19 protein-coding genes are annotated in these 21,011 nt (G+C 58.5%); 3 read left to right on the top strand and 16 right to left on the bottom strand.

Translation table 11 applies throughout. The annotated features are described in order from the left end of the window. Positions 1–66 precede the first annotated feature (66 nt). On the bottom strand, positions 67–2,190 hold the full coding sequence (locus K8I01_09630) for a methyl-accepting chemotaxis protein (protein ID MBZ0220677.1): 2,124 nt from the start codon (positions 2,188–2,190) through the stop codon (positions 67–69). 203 nt (positions 2,191–2,393) lie between these two features. Here K8I01_09630 and rsmB point away from each other — a divergent pair, with 203 nt between their 5' ends. Further along, positions 2,394–3,731 carry a 16S rRNA (cytosine(967)-C(5))-methyltransferase RsmB gene (gene rsmB, locus K8I01_09625; GenBank protein MBZ0220676.1) on the top strand — a complete coding sequence of 446 codons (1,338 nt, stop codon included), beginning with the start codon at positions 2,394–2,396 and terminating at the stop codon, positions 3,729–3,731. A gap of 11 nt (positions 3,732–3,742) precedes the next feature. On the opposite strand, the gene K8I01_09620 is transcribed toward rsmB, so the two are convergent. The 15 genes from K8I01_09620 to K8I01_09550 all read right to left on the bottom strand — a co-directional run bounded on the left by K8I01_09620 (position 3,743) and on the right by K8I01_09550 (position 17,393). After that, on the bottom strand, positions 3,743–4,081 hold the full coding sequence (locus K8I01_09620; GenBank protein ID MBZ0220675.1) for a flagellar basal body protein: 339 nt from the start codon (positions 4,079–4,081) through the stop codon (positions 3,743–3,745). 197 nt (positions 4,082–4,278) lie between these two features. Beyond that, a complete protein-coding gene (locus K8I01_09615) occupies positions 4,279–4,893 on the bottom strand; it encodes a threonylcarbamoyl-AMP synthase (protein MBZ0220674.1) in 615 nt (204 codons plus the stop codon). Positions 4,894–4,897: 4 nt separating this feature from the next. Next, positions 4,898–5,395 carry a 5-(carboxyamino)imidazole ribonucleotide mutase gene (gene purE, locus K8I01_09610; protein MBZ0220673.1) on the bottom strand — a complete coding sequence of 166 codons (498 nt, stop codon included), beginning with the start codon at positions 5,393–5,395 and terminating at the stop codon, positions 4,898–4,900. Between the two features lie 31 nt (positions 5,396–5,426). Beyond that, on the bottom strand, positions 5,427–6,713 hold the full coding sequence (gene purD, locus K8I01_09605; GenBank protein MBZ0220672.1) for a phosphoribosylamine--glycine ligase: 1,287 nt from the start codon (positions 6,711–6,713) through the stop codon (positions 5,427–5,429). Positions 6,714–6,741: 28 nt separating this feature from the next. Beyond that, complete coding sequence (gene purH, locus K8I01_09600) at positions 6,742–8,325, bottom strand: bifunctional phosphoribosylaminoimidazolecarboxamide formyltransferase/IMP cyclohydrolase (protein ID MBZ0220671.1); 1,584 nt, start codon at positions 8,323–8,325, stop codon at positions 6,742–6,744. An 88-nt stretch (positions 8,326–8,413) separates the two neighbouring features. Continuing rightward, a complete protein-coding gene (locus K8I01_09595) occupies positions 8,414–9,658 on the bottom strand; it encodes an ASKHA domain-containing protein (GenBank protein ID MBZ0220670.1) in 1,245 nt (414 codons plus the stop codon). Between the two features lie 271 nt (positions 9,659–9,929). Further along, positions 9,930–11,468: an MCE family protein gene (locus K8I01_09590; GenBank protein ID MBZ0220669.1), complete on the bottom strand. Its 1,539-nt coding sequence runs from the start codon at positions 11,466–11,468 to the stop codon at positions 9,930–9,932. 105 nt (positions 11,469–11,573) lie between these two features. Beyond that, entirely contained in the window at positions 11,574–12,320 is a 747-nt protein-coding gene (locus K8I01_09585; protein ID MBZ0220668.1) for an ABC transporter ATP-binding protein, read from the bottom strand. 19 nt (positions 12,321–12,339) lie between these two features. Then, entirely contained in the window at positions 12,340–13,113 is a 774-nt protein-coding gene (locus K8I01_09580; protein ID MBZ0220667.1) for an ABC transporter permease, read from the bottom strand. 7 nt (positions 13,114–13,120) lie between these two features. Continuing rightward, positions 13,121–14,239, bottom strand: a complete 1,119-nt coding sequence (gene alr / locus K8I01_09575) for an alanine racemase (GenBank protein ID MBZ0220666.1) — start codon at positions 14,237–14,239, stop codon at positions 13,121–13,123. A 390-nt stretch (positions 14,240–14,629) separates the two neighbouring features. Beyond that, positions 14,630–15,433 (bottom strand): sigma-70 family RNA polymerase sigma factor, encoded by an 804-nt coding sequence (locus K8I01_09570; protein ID MBZ0220665.1) that lies wholly within the window; start codon positions 15,431–15,433, stop codon positions 14,630–14,632. 207 nt (positions 15,434–15,640) lie between these two features. Continuing rightward, entirely contained in the window at positions 15,641–15,973 is a 333-nt protein-coding gene (gene atpE, locus K8I01_09565; GenBank protein MBZ0220664.1) for an ATP synthase F0 subunit C, read from the bottom strand. A gap of 152 nt (positions 15,974–16,125) precedes the next feature. Beyond that, the gene (gene atpB, locus K8I01_09560; protein ID MBZ0220663.1) at positions 16,126–16,782 is read right to left on the bottom strand and encodes a F0F1 ATP synthase subunit A; all 657 of its coding nucleotides are present in this window, start codon (positions 16,780–16,782) and stop codon (positions 16,126–16,128) included. Then, entirely contained in the window at positions 16,775–17,185 is a 411-nt protein-coding gene (locus K8I01_09555; protein ID MBZ0220662.1) for an ATP synthase subunit I, read from the bottom strand. Before K8I01_09555 ends, atpB begins: the two co-directional genes overlap by 8 nt. Continuing rightward, positions 17,175–17,393, bottom strand: coding sequence for an AtpZ/AtpI family protein (locus K8I01_09550; GenBank protein MBZ0220661.1), 219 nt, complete (start codon positions 17,391–17,393; stop codon positions 17,175–17,177). Before K8I01_09550 ends, K8I01_09555 begins: the two co-directional genes overlap by 11 nt. Positions 17,394–17,825: 432 nt before the next feature. Here K8I01_09550 and K8I01_09545 point away from each other — a divergent pair, with 432 nt between their 5' ends. After that, complete coding sequence (locus tag K8I01_09545) at positions 17,826–20,339, top strand: mannose-1-phosphate guanyltransferase (protein MBZ0220660.1); 2,514 nt, start codon at positions 17,826–17,828, stop codon at positions 20,337–20,339. Then, entirely contained in the window at positions 20,324–20,971 is a 648-nt protein-coding gene (locus K8I01_09540) for an MBL fold metallo-hydrolase (GenBank protein MBZ0220659.1), read from the top strand. The genes K8I01_09545 and K8I01_09540 overlap by 16 nt, the downstream gene beginning before the upstream one ends. Positions 20,972–21,011 lie beyond the last annotated feature (40 nt).

The raw sequence follows: 21,011 nt of genomic DNA, 5'->3' as shown, positions 1-21,011 counted from the left end.
CGGGGCTCAAAAAAAAGCCCTGCCCCTTGCGGGGAGGGCTTTTTGCCAGTGTATGTTTCGCCTACGCTAAGCCGCGTACTCATCCGACGCGGGGTCGGCAAAAGCGGTAGAGGCATCGTTGCCACGGCGTTTGCTGCTGATATTGAAGACCTCGACTTTCGCTTTGAGCCCGGTTGCAAGCTCAGCTATCTCCTCGCTCGCCCTGGCTATCTGCTGGGCGCTTGCGGAGGTGTCGGTTATCACGTTAGCCATCGTCGCAACGTCGCCGCTTATCTGATCGGTCGTGGTAGACTGCTGCTCGGCAGCTGCCGCGACCTGGTGCATCCTGGACGTCACACCTCCGACCTTCTCGACGATCTCCTGGAGTGACTGGCCCGCGGCCTTGGCGAGCTTCACACCTTTTTCCACGGCCCTGACCTCGTGCTCCATCGAGGAGATCGCCTTCCCGGTCTCTTCCTGCATGGCGGTTATCATCACGCCGATCTCCTTGGTTGCCTTCATGGTCTTCTCCGCCAGTTTCCTGACCTCGTCGGCGACCACGGCGAAGCCGCGCCCCTGCTCGCCGGCCCTCGCGGCCTCTATGGCCGCGTTCAGGGCCAGGAGGTTGGTCTGGTCGGCTATGTCGTTTATGACGCTTATGATGTTGCCTATCTCCTCGGAGCGGCTGCCGAGCTTCGATATCGTCTCGCTCGATTCACGGGCCGATTTGGCTATGCCGTTCATGGACTCGATGGTTTCCGAGACTATCTCCCCGCCGCCCACGGCGACCTCGCTCGCCTCCCTGGCGGCCTCCGCAGCGCCGGAGACGTTCTTTACGACCTCGATAATCGTGGCGCTCATCTCCTGGGCTGCGGTCGAGACCTGGTTGGCCTTCGAGCTCTGCGACTGCGAGCCCCCGGCTATCTGGACGGCGGTGGCCGATAGCTCTTCCGATGACGAAGCGAGCTGCGCTATCGACGTATGCAGCTCGTTCACGATGAAGCGGAACCTTTCGAGCATGCGGTTAAAGGCGGCGGCAGCCTTGCCGCTCTCGTCTTCCGATGTAAGATCGAGCTTGAGGGTCAGGTCGTTAGTGCGCTCCACCTTCGACATCGCCTCCGAGAGGTAATGTAGCGGCATGACCACCTTGCCCTTGATCACCAGGGCAGAGCCGATCCCTAAAAAGAGGATGATAATGAGAGTCGCCGCCGAGACGACCATAATGGCCTTTGATGCCCTGAGGTCTGCGGCTATCCGGGAATCGACCATCTCGCCCACGGCTGCCGAGACTTCGAGTATCGTATCTATGCCCTTCGTGCTCTCTTCTATCCACTCCCTGCCGGTTATGCCGTAGTCGCCCGTAGCGCTTGCGGCCATCACGGAGCTCCGCACGCTCGCGAAACTTCCGAGGAAGGTGGACTCCATCTTGGAAACAGCCTCCGTCACCTTCGGGTCAATGCCCTGAGTTTCCTTGAGGCGGAGGACCGGCTTAAGGTTGATATCGGTTATGGCGCGGAACGTGTTGAGCTTCTCGCGGGTTTCGTCGTCAACCGGGGCCCGCTTGGACACGGCCCCCGCCAGCGCGGCACGCTCCCTGCCCGCGTACTCGCCCATGAGCCAGACCGCCTGCTTTACTTCCAGGTTCATCCTGAGGGCTTCCTGGTTGGTATCTGTGCTGGCGTTTGAGGCGAAGGCGGCGAGCCTGGCTTCCGATGCAGCGTCTATGAGAGAGGTGGCGAACCTGAACCATTCGCTGGCCGGGTAGTCCTTCATTGCCCTGCCAATGTTGGAATCGACCTTCGCCCTTGTATTCGGCAGCTCGGAGCCGAGCCTTTCAAGCTCCTTGATCCGGGCTATGAGAAGATGGTTCCCAGGGTCGTCCTCAATCAGGTCCCGGGAAAGGTCCATGGCAGCCTTCAGCGAACCGTCCAGCTGCTTCCTTACCCCTTCGATCCTGAGTACGATCGCGTTCTCGGCAGGCTTTTCAGAGGAGAGGGCCATGAAGGTCGTCCCCCTTTCCAGCGCCGCGAACCCGGCGGCGTCAAGGAGGTGGCCTGAAAGCGCGTTGGCCTCACCCACGCGGGTAGTCTCCTTGTATTTCTGGTAGCTCCAGACAGTATTCCATGCGGAAAGGATTGCGAGAGCCAGGACAAGGAAGCCTATTGCCGCTAACATGAAGTTCCTGATGCTGATACGGTCCAAAAATCTCATACAGCCCTCCTGCAGGTCCGAATACGAATTAATGCGGTTTTTTTGAAATAATTAAGAAGCGATATTTCAAATATCGGAGGTCCGCCCCGATACTTTAATAAATTTCATCTTTTGTTGTGAAAACCGCAGGCGTGGGGGCCGCTCCTTAAAACGATTGAATTGCCGGTCCCGCGTGGTAAACTCATTGGGAACAAGGAGGGGACTTGGCTGGAAATAAAAAGAAAAAAGGCGCGAGGGACGCAGCCCTGAGCGTGCTTGACAGGGTCGAAGGAGGGGCATACGCGGACATACTCCTTGACGCGGAGCTAAAGGGGTTGAGCGTCCCTGACGCGGCGCTCGCTACAGAGCTTACATACGGGGTCCTAAGGTGGAAACTGAGGCTCGACTACACCATCGACCTTTTCTCGTCCATCAGGGCGGCTAAGCTCGAACGGAAGGTCCTGAACGCCCTGCGCCTCGGCGCGTACCAGCTCCTTTTCCTCACCAGGGTGCCAGCCTCCGCAGCGATTAACGAATCCGTGGAGCTCGTTAAGCCCGACAGGAAAAGGGCCGGGTTCGTGAACGCCGTCCTGAGGAAGATACTTTCCGAAAAAGAGAGGATAGCCCTGCCTCCGGAGGACGACCCCATCCGGCGCATCTCGATCGCCTGGTCACATCCCGAGTGGATGGTAAGGAGGTGGGCGGAAAGGTATGGGCTCGAAGAGGCCGCCGGAATCTGCAGGACCGGGCAGGAGCAGCCTCCGAGGACCGTAAGGGTGAATACCACTTTAACGACCCGGGAGCGGCTTGCCATTGAGCTGAAAAATGAGGGCTTCGAGGCGGTAGAGACGCGCTATTCGCCTTACGGGCTCGAGGTGAGGGGAGGGGGCGCGCTCGGTGCAAAGGACCCGAGGTACTATATCCAGGACGAAGCTTCCCAGCTCGTGCCGATCCTCCTTGCCCCACGGCCCGGAGAGGCCGTCCTGGACGCCTGCAGCGCTCCGGGGGGAAAGACTTCGCACATGGCCCAGCTCATGGAAAATAAGGGGATCATCTATGCCCTGGACAGGCACGCATCGAGGCTCAGGGCCGTTATTGAGACGGCTTCGAGGCTTGGCGCTGAGAGGATTATAAAGATTTTCGAGGCGGATGCCTCAGCCCCGCTTGATTTCATCGAAGAGGGCACATTTGACGCGATACTCTGCGACGCGCCCTGCTCAGGGCTCGGGGTCCTCCGGAGGGCGCCGGATTCCAAATACAGGCGGAAGGAAGAGGATATAAAGGAGCTTGCCGGTATACAGGCAAGGCTTCTTGAAAACCTCGCCAGATATCTTAAAAGAGGCGGAAGGCTTGTTTATTCGGTCTGCACCTTCGAGCCTGAGGAGACGGAAGCGACGGTCTACGGATTTATTGAGAAGCACAAAGAGTTTTCAGTGGAGGACGCTTCCGGCTATCTTCCGCCCCAATGCCGCGAGCTCGTGGACACGAATGGTTTTCTGAGGACTTTTCCGCACAGGCACGGGATGGACGGGTTCTTCGCGGCTCGCTTGATAAAGGGTTAACCGGAAACCGCTCAGGCGATTATGTCTATTATGGACTTCTCCATCTCAAAGCCGGTCTTGATGGCGGCCGTATTTATGGTGAGCATGTGTTTTGCGGTCATGAGCGAGACCATCTCGTATGCAAGCTCCACGTTCGAGGCCTCGGCAATGCCCATGTCTAGATAGCGCGCGCCCGGACTAGGATCAATGGAGACTGAAGCATGCACCCCTCCCTGAGGGGTCTCGTTGAACGAGACTGAATGGCGCTTGAAGCCGTCTGTATTGGAATTGGCGATATTGTGGGCGGTCGTATTAAGGAGCTTGAAAGAGGCGAAGATTCCCGATGAGGATATGCCGACAGGACGGAGCATACAGACCTCCTATATAGATTATCGGCAGGCCGTCTTGAGACTTTAGGAAAATTTTCAGAAAATTGAATTTTTTTTTGAATTTAAAAGTGTAGGTAATTCGCAATGTTAGTGGGAGGTTTTACTGGCTTTGTACTGAAAGGCCATTTTTGGGGCAATTTGCATAAAGTAAAAGGAGTCTTTAAGCGTCTGCTATCCTTCTATCCGATTATCAACGCGGAAGGTATCTCGCCCTCCCTGATTATGACGGGCGCTTCCCCTGTGGCGTCCACTATCGTCGAGCCTTTCTCGCCCTTTAACGCCCCTCCGTCTATGAGCATCCGGATAGAGCCGTCGAAATAAGAGAGCGCCTCTTCGGGCCTTGTGGCTGGCGGCTTGCCCGAGGGGTTTGCGCTCGTGGAGGTGATGGGCGAGGAGAGCGTTACTGAAAGCCTCCGGGCGTGGGCGCTCCCTGAGAGCCGGATCCCGACTGTCCCGGTCCCGGCCGTGAGCCTTGGAGGAAGCTCCGGAACGGCCTTGAGCACAAGTGTCAGCGGGCCGGGCCAGAACCTTTGAATGAGCTTATTGGCGAGCGGGGTCACATCTGATGTGATGCTGCCGAGCATCCCCGCATCCCCGATTATGAGGGGGATGGGGCTCGATAGCGGCCTTCCCTTGAGGCCATAAAGGGCCTCTACCGCATTCTCATTGAACGGGTCGACACAGAGGCCATAGAAGGTCTCCGTAGGGTAGGCAATGACCCCTCCGGCCCGGAAGACCTCTATCGCGCCCGAGTAATCGGCGCCGGACGGGATTATAGAGGTTCTTTCGGGCATGCGCCTAGGCCTTGAGTTTCTTCGCTTTCTCCTCGACCTGGCTCGCCATCTCCTCCCTGTGCCTCTTGAGGGCGTCCCTGAGGGATGCGTCGCCGGTTGCGAGTATCTGGACGGCGAATATCCCGGCGTTTTTTGCCCCGGCCTTTCCTATGGCCATGGAGGCAACTGGCACGCCGCCCGGCATCTGGACGGTCGAGAGCAGCGAGTCAAGACCATTTAGCGGGCTCGAGTCTATGGGCACGCCTATTACCGGAAGCGTTGTCTCGGCCGCAAGGAAGCCTGCAAGATGGGCGGCGCTGCCTGCCCCGGCTATGATGACCTTTATGCCGCGCCCCTCCGCGCTCCTGGCATAGTCGAGCGTCCTCTTCGGGGTCCTGTGCGCCGAGGAGACGGTGATCTCGTAAGGGACGTTGAAACCCTTGAGTACCTTTGCGGCCTCTTCCATTACGGGCAGGTCAGAGTCGCTCCCCATGAGTATGCCTACGAGAGGTGTCTGTGACATCTTAATCTCCCTTTCCAGTATAAAATATCAATCAGGGCGCGTCAGTCCCGGTCCGGACCGCCTTCTGCCCTATGTCCTTCCTGTAGTGCGCGCCTTCCCAGCTTATTTTTGAGACGGCCTCATAGGCCCTGTCGATGGCTTCTTTTATGGTTTTCCCGAGAGCCGTAACCCCCAGGACCCTGCCGCCCGAGGTCACTACGGTCCCGTCCCTCATGGCAGTGCCAGCGTGGAAGACCATCGTGTACTTGAGTAGCGCCGCTTCCTTGAGCCCCTTGATCTCAGTCCCTTTTATGTAGTCACCGGGATAGCCAGGAGCGGCCATGACCACGCATACCGCAGCCTCGTCCTTCCATTGGATGCGGATTTTGTCGAGCCTCCCGTCGACCGCGGCCATGAGTACGTCAACGAGGTCGGTCTCCATCCGCATGAGTATGGGCTGGGTCTCCGGGTCTCCGAACCGGCAATTGAACTCAAGCACCTTGGGCCCGGACTCTGTAAGCATGAGTCCGGCATAGAGTACGCCCTTGTAGGGACTGCCTTCGGCCTCCATTGCCCGCACTGTCGGCAGCATCACAGTATCGGTAATGTACTTCTCCATCTCCGGCGTCACTATCGGGGCCGGCGAGTACGCGCCCATGCCTCCGGTATTGGGGCCAGTGTCGTTGTCGAAAACCGCCTTGTGGTCCTGGGCAGGGGCAAGGGGCACTACGGCCTTTCCGTCGGTTATGGCCAGAAAAGACGCCTCCTCGCCCCTGAGGAACTCTTCTATTATTATCTTCTTTCCAGCGCCGCCGAACGCCTTCCGGGTCATTATGAGGTCTACGGCGTCAAGGGCCTCGTCACTGGTCTGGCATATAATAACGCCCTTGCCGGCCGCAAGGCCGTCTGCCTTCACGACAAAAGGCGGCTCGTGCTCCTGGATAAAGGCCTTTGCCGGGCCGGGCTTCTCAAAGCTCTGGTAGAAGGCCGTGGGGATGCCGTAGCGGGTCATTAGCTCCTTGCTGAACGCCTTGCTCCCCTCGATCTCGGCGGCGGCCTTCGAGGGCCCGAAGACCTTGAGGCCCGCCTTTTCGAACTCGTCCACAATGCCTAGCGTGAGCGGAAGCTCCGGACCTACTACCGTAAGTGCGATCCCCTCTTTGAGCGCGAAGTCCCTCAAACCGGGTATGTCATCCGCGGATACGGGGACGTTCTCGCCGTGGAGCGCTGTCCCGGGGTTTCCAGGCGCGATGAACACCTTCTCGACCTTCGGGCTCTCCTTGAGCTTCCACGCGAGGGCGTGCTCCCTTCCTCCTCCGCCTACCACGAGTACCTTCATCTGCTGCCTTTCTCAGGTGAGATTTCCATCAATGCCTGAAGTGCCTTACGCCTGTAAAGACCATCGCGATGCCGTGCTCGTTCGCCGCCTTTATGACCTCTTCATCACGTATCGAGCCGCCGGGCTGGATTATCGCGGTCACGCCGTGCTCGGCTGCGAGGTCCACGTTGTCCCTGAACGGGAAAAAGGCGTCCGAGGCCATGACCGACCCCTTTACGGATAGCCCGGCGTCCGCCGCTTTCTGCGAAGCTATCCTGGTCGAATCTATCCTGGACATCTGGCCCGCGCCGATGCCGATGGTCCGCGTGTCCCTGGCGAAGATGATGGCGTTGCTCTTCACGTGCTTGCAGACGTTCCAGGCAAAGAGGAGGTCTTCGAGCTCCTTCTCATTCGGCCCGCGCTCCGTGGCCGTCTTAAGGTCAGCGGCGCTCTCGATATCAAGCCCCTGGAGAAGCACCCCGCCCGATACCCTCTTTATGTCGAGGTCAGCAGGGCCGAAGGAGAGGACTTCCGGCCGTATCTCGCCCATCTCAAGGAGCCGGAGGTTCTTTTTCGACGAGAGCGCTTCGAGAGCCTCCGGCTCGAAGCCGGGCGCGATCACAGCCTCGAGGAATATCTTCCCCAGCTCCTCTGCGACTTCCCTGGTCATTTTTTTGTTGAGCCCCACTATTCCGCCGAATGCCGAGGTCTTGTCGCACTCGTAGGCGAGCCTGTACGCGCTCAAGAGCCCTGCCTTCGAGGCCGCCGTGCCGCAGGGGTTATTGTGCTTGACGATAACCGCCGCCGGCTCGTGGAACTCGGCCGCCAGGTTAAGGGCCGCGTGGAGATCGAGTATGTTATTGTAGGAAAGCTCCTTTCCCTGGAGCTGCCTCGCGCCCGCGAGCCCGGCCTGCCCCTTTACGCGCCTCCTGTAGAAGGCGGCCTTCTGGTGCGGGTTTTCGCCGTAACGGAGGTCCTGCACCTTCTCGAACTGGATGGTGTAGGTATCCGGGAACTCCTTCCTGGGCTCGGCCTCGGGGATGTCGGGCACGGTGCCGAGGTAATTCGAGATGGCCGCGTCGTAGCGGGCCGTGAGCTGGAATACCTTCTTCGCGAGCGCGAACCTGGTCATCTTCGAAAGGCAGTTCTTCTTCTCCTTCAGCTCGGAGACTATGCCCGCGTAGTCCGAGGGGTCAACGACAACGGCCACGTCCTCATAGTTCTTTGCCGCGGCCCGTATCATGGTGGGGCCGCCGATGTCTATGTTCTCTATGGCGTCCTCGAGGGTCGCGCCCTTTGCTATGGTGTCCTCGAATGCGTAGAGGTTCACGACCACCATGTCAATGGGGAGTATCCCGTTCGTCTCCATCTCCTTCTGGTGCGTGGGGTTTCCGCGCATGCCGAGTATGCCGCCGTGTATCTTCGGGTGGAGGGTCTTGAGCCTTCCGTCGAGCATCTCCGGGAAACCCGTGTAGGACGAAATGGGGATCACGGTCACTCCCGCGTTTTTTATGAGCTCAGCCGTCCCGCCGGTCGAGATTATCTCCACTCCCGCTGCCGAGAGCTCCTTTGCGAACTCTACGACGCCGGTCTTGTCGGTTACGCTTATTATCGCTCGCCTTATGCTCTTCATCTTTGTTACTCCGGACCTCCTTATGAATTAAGAGCCGGGCATCTGGCCCGGTTTCTAAGCATTTCAAGGTTACGATTTGCGGATTCTTTCAGAACCCCATGTTCCTTATGAACTCCCGCTCGAACCTGGGGCTCCCTGAAAGCGGCATATATTTGGCCGTTTCCGCAAGCTCCTCGGCCTCTTCCTTTTTCCGGTCGGAGAGGGCCAGGGCCGCCCCTTCGAGCGCGGCGTCACCGACGAACCTGACTTCCTGCCATAGGCTGTCCAGAAGGCCTATTCCCGTCAGGGCCGCAGGGCTCAAGTGGGCTCCGAACGCGCCCGCGACGTATACCCGCTCGACCTCCTCGGGCTTTACTCCAGCCTTTTCAAGCAGTACGGCCATCCCTGCCCTGGTCGCTGACTTTGCGGTCTGGAGCGACCTCACGTCCGACTGGTTTATCCGGACCTCTCCCTTTGCGTCCCTGTAGAGGACGAAGGAGTTTCCGTCCTTTCCCGGCTGTATTCTGGACGCGAGGTTTGTTTTGACCTCGTCCCTGTCGAGTATCCTGCCGGACCTGTCTATCACCCCGGCATTGATGAGCTGGTGTATCGACTCCACAAGCCCCGAACCGCAAATGCCGCGCGGTGCGGAGTTGCCGATTACATCGAGGCGGAGCGTGTCCCCTTCTGTCCTTAGCCCTTCGATCGCGCCCGGCCCGGCTATCATGCCCTGCTCGACCTCTCCGCCCTCGAACGCCGGGCCTGCTGCGGCCGAAGTGGCGAAAACTGTCCCGTTTACGCCAAGGAGTATCTCGCTATTTGTGCCGACGTCAATGACTAGCGCGGGCCTCTTTGTTTTCTTAAGCCCCAGGGCGAGCGCGACCGCCACCGCATCGCCCCCGACAAACCCCCCGATAAGGGGAAAAAGGTAAATCCCCGCATCGCAACCGAGCTCCGCCTGAGAAGCGGGGATGCGCTTCGCGTCCCTGAAAACCGGCCTGTACGGGACTTTTGATAGCGGCTCCGGCGAGATGCCGAGAAAGAGGTGCTCCATCACGGTATTCCCGGCTATGGACACCTCTTGCACGAGGGGCTTTCTTTCCCCCGCGAGCTTCCCGATGAGGCCGCTGCAGGCGCTTCTGGCCGCCGCCGATATCTCCCCAAGAGAATCCGGGCCGCCCAGGGCCGCATCCATCCTGGATATCACATCTCGCCCCCACGCTGCCTGCGGGTTGGGGAGCGACGCGGAAACCTCGATAGAGCCTGACCCGAGGTCCACGAGCGCACCCGCGATTGTGGTCGTCCCGAGGTCTATGGCTATGCCTAAACCCGTTTTATCGGCTTCTTTGCTCAATTGGCGGGATAGCCTGCCGTCTCCATAAAAGATTAAGGCTGGCCCAAGGGCCAGCCTTAATCTTTTATCCTTTTTCAGGGCTTAAATCAAGGTTTTCAGGCGCAGCGCCTTAGCAGTGCGGAGAAATGAGAATTCGCTCAGGCTGTTCAAAAAGCTCCAGATGCGAGGCCCCCTATTGGAATAGGGAAGCGAGGAATGAGGCGCATTCTTGTATACGCCGGGTGTCCAGCGACGTAGCCTTCGAAGCAGATGGACTTTTTGAGCAGCCTGCCTAGAACGACACAGGCGGCGCGCTGGAGAGGAGGAACTTCAGGTCCTCGTCCCTGAACTGGAAGCCGAGGCCCACGTACGCGGACCTGAGGCCGACGTTGTTGGTAAAGTCGTCGTATCCTGCGGTAAGGAAGAAGAACTTGTTAAGATAGAGCGTGCTGCCCGCCTTGAGGTGAGCCCCGCCGTCCCGGCTGAAGTCAAACGCCTCCAGGGTGAGCTTGAGCCTGTCCCGGAACATGTAGTAGTCCAGGCCCGCGCCGCCGGTCGACTCGATTATGCCGCCCCTTACGACGAAGTTGTCGAACCTCTTGGCTATCTGGGCCGATATCTTTATCTGGTCCGTGGTCTTTGTCTCGGTTATGGTGGACGGGACGCCGTTTGTTACTATCTCCCGCGTCTCCTCGGTAATCTTGCCCCTCGGGTCGTCGACAACCTCCAGGAGGTAGTACTTGTCGGCCTTGGGCTGTATCCGGAGCGTAAGGTAGCTCTTGGTATCGCGCGCGTCGAAGAGGTACTCGCCCCTGAATCCGATGAAGGTCTGGAAGCTCTCTGCCCGCTCTATATAGCTGTTTATGCCCGAGACGGTCTTGTTTATGTTCTCATGGAGCGTTTTGTCGTTCACCAGCTGTCCGAGCGTGCCCTGGCCCTGGTCTATCTTCTGCGCTATGTTCTTTACCGAGCTCATGGTGGTGCTTATGTCAGGGCCGAGCTCCCCGGCGACCTTGTTCAGCGTATCCATGGCCTGCTGGAGGCTCAGGGACGCGGCCTTGAGGTTCTCGACGCCATCCTTCAGGTTCCCGCGGTTCTCGGTTATCATGCCGTCCAGGTTCTCAGAGGTAGCAAGGAGCGACTCGCTCAGGTTCTTTATGGCGGTCCTGAGCTCGGTCGTTACCTGTGGCCCCTCGTTATTGAGGAACGCCGTGAAGGAATCGAGGTTCCTCATGATGTTCTCGAACTGGTCGTCGTTCTTGGCGACTATCCTGTTCAGGCGGAAGGTGAGCTCCTCGATGTTCTTGACTATGTTGCTGATGGTCTGCTCGCCGGCGTCGCCGCCGAGGACGTTGCTCAACGACTCGGTTATCTTTTTTATATCGAGGGAAACGTCGCTAAGGATGGTAATGAGCCTGTCTATGTCCGCGTAGGCCCTTGTACGGGTAATGTATTCGCCCTCCTTCAAGGGGGGCGCGCCGGGGTGGCCGGGCAGGAGCTCGAGGTACTTCTCGCCGAGGAGGCCCTTGGTGGTGAGGACCGCGGTAAAGTCCTTCCCTATCTTGATATCCGGCCGTATCTGCAGCTCGAGGAGGGCCTTGTGGTCCACGAGGGATATCTTCCTGACCCTTCCCACCTCGACTCCCGCCACGCGGACCGCGGCATTGGGGTCGAGGCCGGCGGCGGAATCGAACTCGACGAAAAGGGTATAGCCTTCGGCCCTGCCGATCTGTATGCCCCCGAGCCTCAAAGACATGTAGGCGAGGAGTAAAATGCCGAGGAGGACGAAGAGCCCGACCTTGGCTTCAGAACTGAGTTTTGGTAGCTCCATCTTCTTTCTATTCTCCGGATCCGATCCCGCCAATGGATTTAAGCGGAAAAGCTGTCAAGCGGGTATGACAATTGTCTATTTCCGGCAGGAACGGCCCGCCCTGCCTCAGTATACCTTTATCGGCCCCTCGGCCCTGCCCTCGAGAAACTGCCTGAGGATGGGGCTTGGGTTCTTCTTCATCTCCTCGACCGAGCCCTGCTCGATGATCTTCCCCTCGTGGAGCATGGCAATCTTGTCGGCTATCTTGTAGGTGAAGGGGATATCGTGGGTTATGAGCACGTACGTGGTCTTAAGCTCCCTCTGTGTATCGAGGACCAGGTCGGCGATGGAATCGCTCATTATGGGGTCAAGGCCGGTCGTCGGCTCGTCGAAAAGGACTATTTCAGGGTCCATGACTATGGCCCTCGCGAGACCTACCCGCTTTTTCATGCCCCCTGAGAGCTCGGCGGTCGTCATCTGCTCGACCCCCACTAGGCCCACCCTCCGGAGCTTTTCCCCTACGACCTTCATAATGTCTTCATCGCTCAAGTCGGTGTGTTCCTTGAGCGGAAATCCCACATTTCCGCCGACGGACATGGAATCGAAGAGCGCGGCACCCTGGAAGAGCATGCCGAAGCGCTTCCTCACCTCGTTGAACTCGCGCTCCCGCATGGCCGTTATCTCCTGGCCCTCGAGGAATATCTGGCCCTCGTCCGGCCGGAGGAGGCCTATTATGTGCTTAAGGAGGACGCTCTTGCCCTCTCCGCTCCGCCCGATGATGACGGTTATCTTGCCCTTTTCTATGTCGAGGTCCACGCCGTCGAGGACCCTCTTGGGGCCGAAGGACTTTTTAAGCCCGACTATCTTTATCAAGGCGGCCGGCGACATCGGCTCAGATCATGAATGACGACATTATGTAGTCGGATACGAGTATCATCACGCTCGCCGTTACGACCGACAGGGTCGCGGCCCTTCCCACGCCCTCGGCCCCGCCTGTCGTGTAGAAGCCGTTAAAGCAGGCCACCATCGTGGTTATGAGGCCGAAGACGGTCGATTTGTAAAGTCCGGTCATTATGTCGCTCACCTGGACGAAATCTATGGTGCGGCCCACGTAGACCCCGGGGTTTATGCCGAGGAGCTGTACGCCAATGACGTAGCCGCCGACCACTCCCACGAAGTCGGTGACAATCGTAAGGAGCGGGAACATCAGGACCCCCGCGATTATCCTCGGGACCACGAGGTATTTGACGGGGTTCACCGCCATGGTAACGAGGGCGTCTATCTGCTCAGTGACCCGCATGGTGCCTAGCTCGGTGGCCATCGCGCTCCCGGCGCGCCCGGTGACCATGAGGCCCGTGAGGACCGGGCCGAGCTCCCTTGCCATGCTAAGGGCGACCGTCGGCCCCACGAGGCTTTCCGCGCCGAACCTCTTGAGGGCGTTATACCCCTGGAGCGCTAGCACCATGCCGGTGAAGGAGCCCGTAAGGACTACGACGAAAAGGCTCTGCACGCCCACGAACTCCATCTGCTTGAAGATGTTCCGGAACTTTACGGGAGGTGTGAAGACGAGGACGACAGCGCGCATGAGCATTATCGCCATGAGCCCCGCTGCCTCGACGAAGCGCTGCGCGCTACGTCCTATGCTTTCGAGGTATGCCCTTATCATAGCCCTCTCAAGAGAGATAGACCCTCGGCACCCGCTGGGAGATGCCGCAGAATATCTCGTAGCTTATGGTGCCGGCCTTCCCGGCGACCTCTTCCGCTGTTATCGTCTCCGCGCCTTGCGAGCCGATTATGACGACCTCGTCCCCGGCCTTCACATCCGGCACGTCCGTCACGTCGGCCATGGCGAGGTCCATGCATATTGCGCCCACGAGCGGCACCCTCCTGCCGCCGGCCAGCGCCGCACCTTTCCCTTCAAGCCTCCTCGGCAGGCCGTCGGCATAGCCGATTGGGAGGGTCGCTATAAGGCTCGGCCTCTTTGTGGTGAACCTTCTCCCGTAGCTGACGCTAAAGCCTTTGGGTACGCCCTTAATGTGCAGTATGCGAGTCTTAAGCTCAAGGACCGGCTTTAGTATGAGCCTTTCCCTCAGGCGCTCCGCGGGGTATGAGCCGTAGAGCATTATGCCGGGCCTTACGAGGTTATGGTGCGAGCCGCTTAAATCGACTATCGCAGCGCTGTTGGCTATCTCGGTAAACAAAGGGTCGAAGCCCGTTGCCCTTATCTCCTCCACCGACCTCTGAAAGACAGAGAGCTGTGAGATGGAGAACCCCTTGTCCTCGCTCTCGGACTCGGCGAAATGCGAGAGCACGGCCTCTACTTTCAGGTTCGGCAATTCCTTGAGACCGGCAAAGAACTGTCCCGCCTCGCCTGGCAGAAGGCCCAGCCTCCCCATGCCAGTGTCGATTTTAACATGGATTTTTTTTATCGCTCCCCTTTTCCGTGCCTCTGAATCGAGCGAGCGCGCCGTCCGGAGCTCGAAGACGACGGGGGTAAGGTCGTAATCGAAGGCCATTTCGGCCTGGTCAGGGAAGATGCCGCCGAGGACCGCTATGGGTTTCGTTATCCCGGCGTCCCTGAGCCTTGCACCCTCCTCGGGGATGGCGACGCCCAGGAACTCTGAACCCATTGCCTCGAGGACGCGGGCCACCTCGATATCCCCGTGGCCGTAGGCATTGGCCTTGACAACGGCCATCATGGCCGTTCCTGCAGGGATTCTGCTCCTCAACTGGCGGTAATTGAACCTTAGCGCCTCCCTGTCGATAAAGGCGGAGGTCGGCCTTTTTTTCAAAAGCGTTCTCCGGTAAGAAAAAAGCAAGTTTTAACGGGTACTTAATATCATTTTTATAGCGAGCTTGCAAAGGAAATCGTCAGGTGCGGGCGGGAAGGGGGAAAAGACCACATAACGCGCTGCCGCGCTCTTTTTGGGCATAAGGCTCCGCTCTCGTTCCGCCCTCCATCCTCCGGGCTCGGCCCTATGGGGGAGGTTGCTAGCAAGCGAGCCTTATCTCAAACCGCGCGGAAGCGCGGAAAAGGCCTTCTGCACGAAAGGGAAAACGCGGAGCCGCGCAAAAGGTCTATATCAAAACTAGTTTCAAGGGAGCAGAAGAGTTTTATCCCAAAATGTGCGAGGCGCGGTGTGGTGGCCTTCGTGACGCAGGGATTCAGGGGTGTAGGGCTACTAAGCGCCCTGTGGTAGCGCCTGTTTTATCCTGACAAGGGACTTTTCCAGCTTCTTCATTGCCTGGCTCTCTATCTGGCGGACCCTTTCCCTCGTTATGCCGAGGGCGTCGCCTATGACCTGCAGGCTCTCGGGCTCGTCGGACATGAGCCTTTTTTCCACGACCACCCGCTCCTTCTCGTTAAGGAGGGCGAGGGCGCTTGAGACTTCTTTTTTAACGATGGCGCTCTCTTCGCTATGGGCCACGGTTTCGAGCGGGCCAGGTCCCTCGTCCTTCAAAAGATCGAGATGGGTTGTGCTGTCTTCCTTTAGCGGCGCGTCCAGCGAGAGGTCGCTCCTGAGCTCAAGGTCCTCAGGGGAGGCGTAGGAGAGATCTTCCCCTGCGGCCCCGTCCGTGAGCGCGGGGGTCTTGTAGAAGAGCTTCTTCTTGAGGGCCTTGGTGCTCTTCCGAACGAGCCCCCTGGATTTTAGTATATAGTCCTGTATGAACGACCTGATCCACCAGGTCGCGTAGGTAATGAGCCTGAAGCCCTTGTAGGGGTTGAACTTCTTGACCGCGGTCATGAGGCCTATATTGCCCTCCTGGATGAGATCCGCGAGCCTGCAGCCGTAGTTCCTGAACTCAAGGGCGATCTTGATGACATATCTGAGGTTCGATGTGACGAGGGTGTGCGCGTCCTCGATAGCCCTCGTTTTGTAGTAACGCTCGGCTACCCGGAACTCGTCCTCGGCAGAGAGTATGGGATAACGGCTCACTTCCGCGAGATAGCTCTGGACCGAATCTGTTACTACCGGAAGACCCATCTGGCGCCACCTCCTTTTAGCACTCTCATTTATTGAGTGCTAATATTATAAAGAGCGGGTTGAATTTTGTCAAGGCCCTGTAATATTCCATAATGAAATCAGCTAATTGTAAAAAAGGGCAACGAGGGGAAATCCTCTTGTGGGCATCGCAAAAAAACGAGGCGGCAAACTTGCCGCCTCGTTCTCTTTCTGCAGTCCTTTTCGCCTTTAGACGACGAAGAGGAGGATAAGGGCTACGACGAGCGCGTAGATGGCAAGGGATTCCATCATGGCAAGACCGACGAGCATGGTCGTCATTATCTTGCTCGAATGGCCGGGGTTCCTGGCCATGCCCTCGAGGGCGCCCCTCACGGCGTGTCCCATACCGATGCCGGGCCCGATCGCGCCGAGGCCCATGCCGAGTCCGGCGCCGATGAATATGGCGGCTTGCACGAGCGCGCTCCTTCCGCCCTCAGCGGCCGCTTCCTGCGCAAAAGCCAGGTTGGAGCCGACGACGACGGCTATCAAAGCCAATACTGCCGTTACCGCGTACTTCCTCATCTTTGACTACCTCCTTGAGATTAGGGAACCCGTATTACGCCTGACCGCAAAGCCTCCTGTCGGACAGGCCGGGGATTGCCATCTTCCCCGGCTGACTCCCGGCCCCGTACGGCGCCAGGGTAAGGCGTCGGCTCCCTTTGAAAAAATCAGTATCAGTGCGCCTCTTCGAGCGCGCCCCCGATGTACATCATCGAGAGGAGCGCGAAGATGAACGCCTGTATGAAGATAACGAGCACGCCCAGCACCGTTGAGAAAGCGAGTAGCGGGTAGGCGAGCGGCATGAGTATCAGGAGGACAGCGACCACCTGCTCGTGCCCCATTATGTTCCCGAAGAGACGGAGCGAGAGGGAGACGGGCCTTGCGAGGTGGCCTATTATCTCGATGGGTATCATAAGCGGCATGAGCCACCAGACAGGGCCCGTGAAGTGCTTAAGGTACTTTATCCCGTGCTCCTTGATCCCGATAACGTGTGTTGCGACGAATACGATAAGGGCCAGGGCCGCGGTGGTGTTGAGGTTCGCGGTCGGCGGCAGCAGCCCAGGTATCATGCCGAGGAGGTTCGATATGAAGATGAATATCGCGAAGGTCATTATGAAGGGGAAGTACTTCCTGCCCTTGTGCCCCATGGTCTCGTCTACCATGCCCTCGAAGGAGGTCACGGTGAGCTCAACTATCGACTGGACCCTTCCGGGTACGATTGCGAGCCTTCTCGCGAGGAGGAGCGAGAATATCGCGAGCCCTATGGTTATGTATATCATGAACGCTGTATGGGCGTGGAGCCCGAAGGTCGGCACTATCGTGTCATGCATGTGAAGCTTCCTCCCTGGCAAGGTATATCGTGGTGCATACTGTTATCAAAGCCGAGCCCAAGAAGCCCGCTATAAGGGGCCACGGGCTTAAGACACCTTTATACATTATGAGCGCGAGAAGCGCCGCGACCACCGCGAACCTAAGGCGGTACGCAGCGGGTATGAACCTCCCTGCCTTCTCCGGGTCCATGCGGACCCCCTTACGGGCTATCCTCAGGAGCCAGAGCGTGCTCGCAGTCCCTATGAAGAACCCGGCAGCGATCCCGGGGAAAGCGTGCGTGCCGATAAAGGCCAGCGCCAGGCCGGAGGCGACTATGAAAGCCGCCAGGTTCGCGCCCAGGAGCTTAAGGGAAACCGCGGCTGAAAAGGCCTCTGCATCCCCCGTACCCCGGCTATAGTCCATATTTCCTGGCCGTCTCGTACATGTTTTTAAAGCCCGCGGCTATGCCGAAGAGCAGGAATATTATCGTAAGCCAGGGCTTGGTGCCGAAGAACTTGTCAAGGTAAATGCCTATGGCGAGCCCGATTACAGTCGAGACCACCATCGCTATGCCCATCGAGGCGAGCATGGCGAGGCCCTTGTAAAAACCCCGGCCGTTATCTTCAGGCATAAAGCTCCCCCTTTGAGGTTGATTTACCTGCTGATTTTTCAGGGGGACGGCCCATGTAACCGGAAATCATTATCACATGGGGGAAAAGAAAGTCAAAGGAAATTTATCCCGTCCGGGTTGGAGTTACGCGCCTCCGGAACCGATTGCCCCTATGCATGCAGTCCCCGTATCCCTGATTATACTTTGGTTCCCAATCTCAAGTGAAGCCGGGTTTTTCCAGAGGATGAGGCCTGGACAGGCGCTTCTCTCCGGTTTTCTTGACGCCCCGGCCAAATATGGTAAAATCCTAAGGCTTTCAAGCCTTCCTTTTCGTTCAGCCCGGTTCGATTGCAGGAGGCCTTAGATTTTCCGGCCGGTCGTCTTCATGATTCTTGCTTCGAGAGCCTCACGGCTCAAGCCTTCGTTATTACCATTTCCACCTAAGGAGAGAAATTGAAGAGCATCATAATGGCGGGCGGGTTCGGCACCAGGCTCCGCCCCCTCACAAATAACCTCCCCAAGCCCATGGTGCCGATGGCGAACAGGCCCATGATGGAGCACATAATAGAGCTCCTTAAATCCCACGGGATAAAGGACCTGACCGCGCTCCTTTATTTTCAGCCCGAGATGATATCAGGCCACCTCGGAGACGGGAGCGCCTTCGGGGTGAAGCTCGACTACATAACGCTCACCGTGGACCTCGGGACCGCCGGGGCGGTCGGGAGCGCCATGAGGAAGATGGGCGGGGACGGGACAACGCTTATCATAAGCGGCGACGTGCTTACGGATATAGACCTCAAAAAGGCGGTAAGCTTCCACAGGCAAAGGAAGGCCGCGGCGACGATAGTCCTTACGAGGGTAGAGAACCCGCTCCCATTCGGCATTGTCATAACCGACGAGGAGGGGAGGATCGTCCGGTTCCTTGAAAAGCCGAGCTGGGGCGAGGTCTTCAGCGACACTATCAATACAGGCATATACATCCTTGAGCAGAAGGTCCTGGACTACATACCTTCGGACAGGGAGTTCGACTTCAGCAAGGACCTGTTCCCGCTCATGCTCGAGAAAAAGGAGCCCCTCTACGGCTACATAGCCGAGGGCTACTGGAAGGACGTCGGGAGCCTCGAGGAGTACAGGGCCGCAAACATGGACATACTCCAGGGGGCCGTGCATGTGGAGGTGCCGGGCGAGAGGATAGACGGCAGGAGGCTCTGGGTCGGCAAGGGCTCGCGCATAGATTTCACGGCCAAGCTCGAGGGCGCGAACATCATAGGCGAGAACTGCCGGATAGGGGCCGAGGCACGGATATCCAATTCCATAATAGGGCCGGGCTCGGTCGTCGAGGAGGGCGCGGTCATCCTCGATTCCGTAATCTGGGACTCTGCCAGAATCGCCCACGGGGCGTCGCTCCACGAGAACGTGGTAGCGCGCGGAAGTGAAATACTTGACCAGGCCCACCTGGCCGAGGGCGTCATCGTAAGCGACCACTGCCGGATCGGGAGGAATTCCACCATAAAGGCCAACGTCAAGGTATGGCCATATAAGGTCGTCGAAGACGACGCAACACTCGCGTCGAGCCTCATCTGGGGCGAGAAATGGAGCAGGAACATATTCTCGACCTACGGCGTTACCGGGCTTGCGAACATAGAGCTCTCGCCGGAGTTCGCGGCCAAGCTCGGCGCGGCCTACGGCGCTTCCCTCAAGAAGGGCGCGGCAGTATCGACCAGCAGGGACGCGCACAAGACATCGAGGATGATAAACAGGGCCATAATGACCGGCATACTCTCGACAGGCGTAAACGTCCACGACTACGGCGTAACACCCATGCCGGTCGTGAGGTTTCTGGCGAGGAGCGGGACCGAGGCCGGAGGGGTGCACACCAGGAGGTCGCCTTTCGACCCCCAGCTCGTTGACTTGAAGTTCTTCGACGGCAAGGGGCTCGACCTCCACCCCGGATACGAGAAGACCATCGAGAAGCTCTTTTTCAAGGAGGATTTCCTAAGGGCCCCCATGGAGGAGACCGGCGAGATGAGCTTCCCGGTTCACGGCTTCGAATCGTACCAGAACGGCTTCATGTCCATGATAGACGCGGAGACCATCTCGAAGGCGGGCTTCAGGTTCGTGGTCGACTATTCCTACGGCTCGTCCTCGCGGATATTCCCCTATATACTCGGGAAGCTCAACTGCGAGGTCATCGCCCTTAACGCGAACCTCGACGGCAGCAAGACGACAAAGAGCCCGGAGGAGTTCCAGAGGGCGATGGACCAGCTTTCGTCGATCGTGCGCTCGCTTGACGCTGACATGGGCTTCTATCTCGACGCGGGCGGCGAGAAGGTCTTCCTCTTCGACGAGACCGGCGAGGCCCTCGACGGCGACACGGCCCTTAACATAGTCACGCTCCTCGTCCTCAAGTTCAACAAGGACGCCGGGAGAAAGGGGCACATAGCGGTGCCCGTGACCGCCTCCCGCGCCATTGACAGGATGGCCGAGACCTACGGATTCGAGGTGCGGAGGACCAAGACCACCCCGAGGGGGCAGATGGAGGCCGCGGCAAGCGAGGGCGCGCTATTCGTCGGGGAGCAGTCCGGCGGCTTCATATTCCCGGACTTCCAGCCGAACTTCGACGGCATGTACGCGGTCGCCAAGATACTCGAGATGCTCTCGAAGCACGGCACGAGGCTCCACAGGCTCATGAGGGAGATACCGCCTTCCATTATAATAAAGGACAGGGTCTCGTGCTCGTTCGAGAGCAAGGGCATGGTGATGAGGAGGCTTGCCGAGGACTCGCGGGACCTGGATACCGTGCTCCTCGACGGGATAAAGATAAAATTCGGCGAGGACTGGCTGGTCGCATACCCGAGCCAGGACATGCCTTACTTCAACCTGGTGGCCGAGGCCTCGACAGAGGAGGCGGCCCGGTCGCTCGTAAACAAATACGCGGAGAAGATAAAAGGATGGCAGAGATCCTGACATTGCCCGTCGGGCCGCTCGAGGTAAATTGCTACATCGTATGGGACAGGGATAGCGGCGAGGGGGTCGTGATAGACCCCGGCGGAGACGTCGAAGAGATAGAGGCGGCCCTTAAGAAAGAGGGCGTAAAGGTCAGGTACATAATCAATACCCACGGCCACTTCGATCACGTGGGCGGGAACGGGCTCCTTAAATCTGCGGTCGGCTCCGAGATAGCCATACACGCGGAAGACGAGCCTCTTCTGGAATACGCCCACGAGCAGGCAGTCATGTTCGGCCTGAAGACCCCGAAGCAGCCGAAGCCGGACATATACCTTGAAGACGGGGTTCTCCTGCATTTCGGCCCCTTGAGCCTCAAGGTGATTCACACGCCGGGACACTCGAAAGGCGGCGTCTGCCTTTATATGGAAAACGAAGAGGTCCTCTTTACGGGCGACACGCTCTTTGCCGGTTCGGTCGGCAGGACGGATTTCGAGGGCGGCTCAATGGAGGAGCTCATGGACTCCATATTCGAAAGGCTGCTTCCGCTCGGCGATAACGTGAGGGTGCTCCCGGGGCACGGCCCGGAATCGACCATAGGGGAAGAGAGGGAAATCAACCCTTTTATTGCGGGAGTTAAAAGGGTAAAATAGCAAGTGTGCCTCTGAAAATTGATCTTTTCCCCGGACTCTT

The organism is Deltaproteobacteria bacterium, assembly GCA_019912665.1.
GTDB lineage: Bacteria > Desulfobacterota > GWC2-55-46 > GWC2-55-46 > GWC2-55-46 > UBA5799.
Note: the sequence above shows the minus strand (reverse complement) of the source record. Positions and strands in the feature narration are given on the sequence as shown.

Excerpts from the sequence above, each read along its gene's own strand:
- K8I01_09550 (MBZ0220661.1), bottom strand. The coding sequence starts at position 17,393 with ATGCCTGAAGATAACGGCCGGGGTTTTTACAAGGGCCTCGCCATGCTC.
- purE (MBZ0220673.1), bottom strand. The coding sequence starts at position 5,395 with ATGTCACAGACACCTCTCGTAGGCATACTCATGGGGAGCGACTCTGAC.
- atpB (MBZ0220663.1), bottom strand. The coding sequence starts at position 16,782 with ATGCATGACACGATAGTGCCGACCTTCGGGCTCCACGCCCATACAGCG.
- K8I01_09580 (MBZ0220667.1), bottom strand. The coding sequence starts at position 13,113 with ATGATAAGGGCATACCTCGAAAGCATAGGACGTAGCGCGCAGCGCTTC.
- K8I01_09570 (MBZ0220665.1), bottom strand. The coding sequence starts at position 15,433 with ATGGGTCTTCCGGTAGTAACAGATTCGGTCCAGAGCTATCTCGCGGAA.
- K8I01_09620 (MBZ0220675.1), bottom strand. The coding sequence starts at position 4,081 with ATGCTCCGTCCTGTCGGCATATCCTCATCGGGAATCTTCGCCTCTTTC.
- K8I01_09630 (MBZ0220677.1), bottom strand. The coding sequence starts at position 2,190 with ATGAGATTTTTGGACCGTATCAGCATCAGGAACTTCATGTTAGCGGCA.
- purH (MBZ0220671.1), bottom strand. The coding sequence starts at position 8,325 with ATGAAGAGCATAAGGCGAGCGATAATAAGCGTAACCGACAAGACCGGC.
- K8I01_09590 (MBZ0220669.1), bottom strand. The coding sequence starts at position 11,468 with ATGGAGCTACCAAAACTCAGTTCTGAAGCCAAGGTCGGGCTCTTCGTC.
- K8I01_09540 (MBZ0220659.1), top strand. The coding sequence starts at position 20,324 with ATGGCAGAGATCCTGACATTGCCCGTCGGGCCGCTCGAGGTAAATTGC.
- atpE (MBZ0220664.1), bottom strand. The coding sequence starts at position 15,973 with ATGAGGAAGTACGCGGTAACGGCAGTATTGGCTTTGATAGCCGTCGTC.
- K8I01_09615 (MBZ0220674.1), bottom strand. The coding sequence starts at position 4,893 with ATGCCCGAAAGAACCTCTATAATCCCGTCCGGCGCCGATTACTCGGGC.
- K8I01_09555 (MBZ0220662.1), bottom strand. The coding sequence starts at position 17,185 with ATGGACTATAGCCGGGGTACGGGGGATGCAGAGGCCTTTTCAGCCGCG.
- purD (MBZ0220672.1), bottom strand. The coding sequence starts at position 6,713 with ATGAAGGTACTCGTGGTAGGCGGAGGAGGAAGGGAGCACGCCCTCGCG.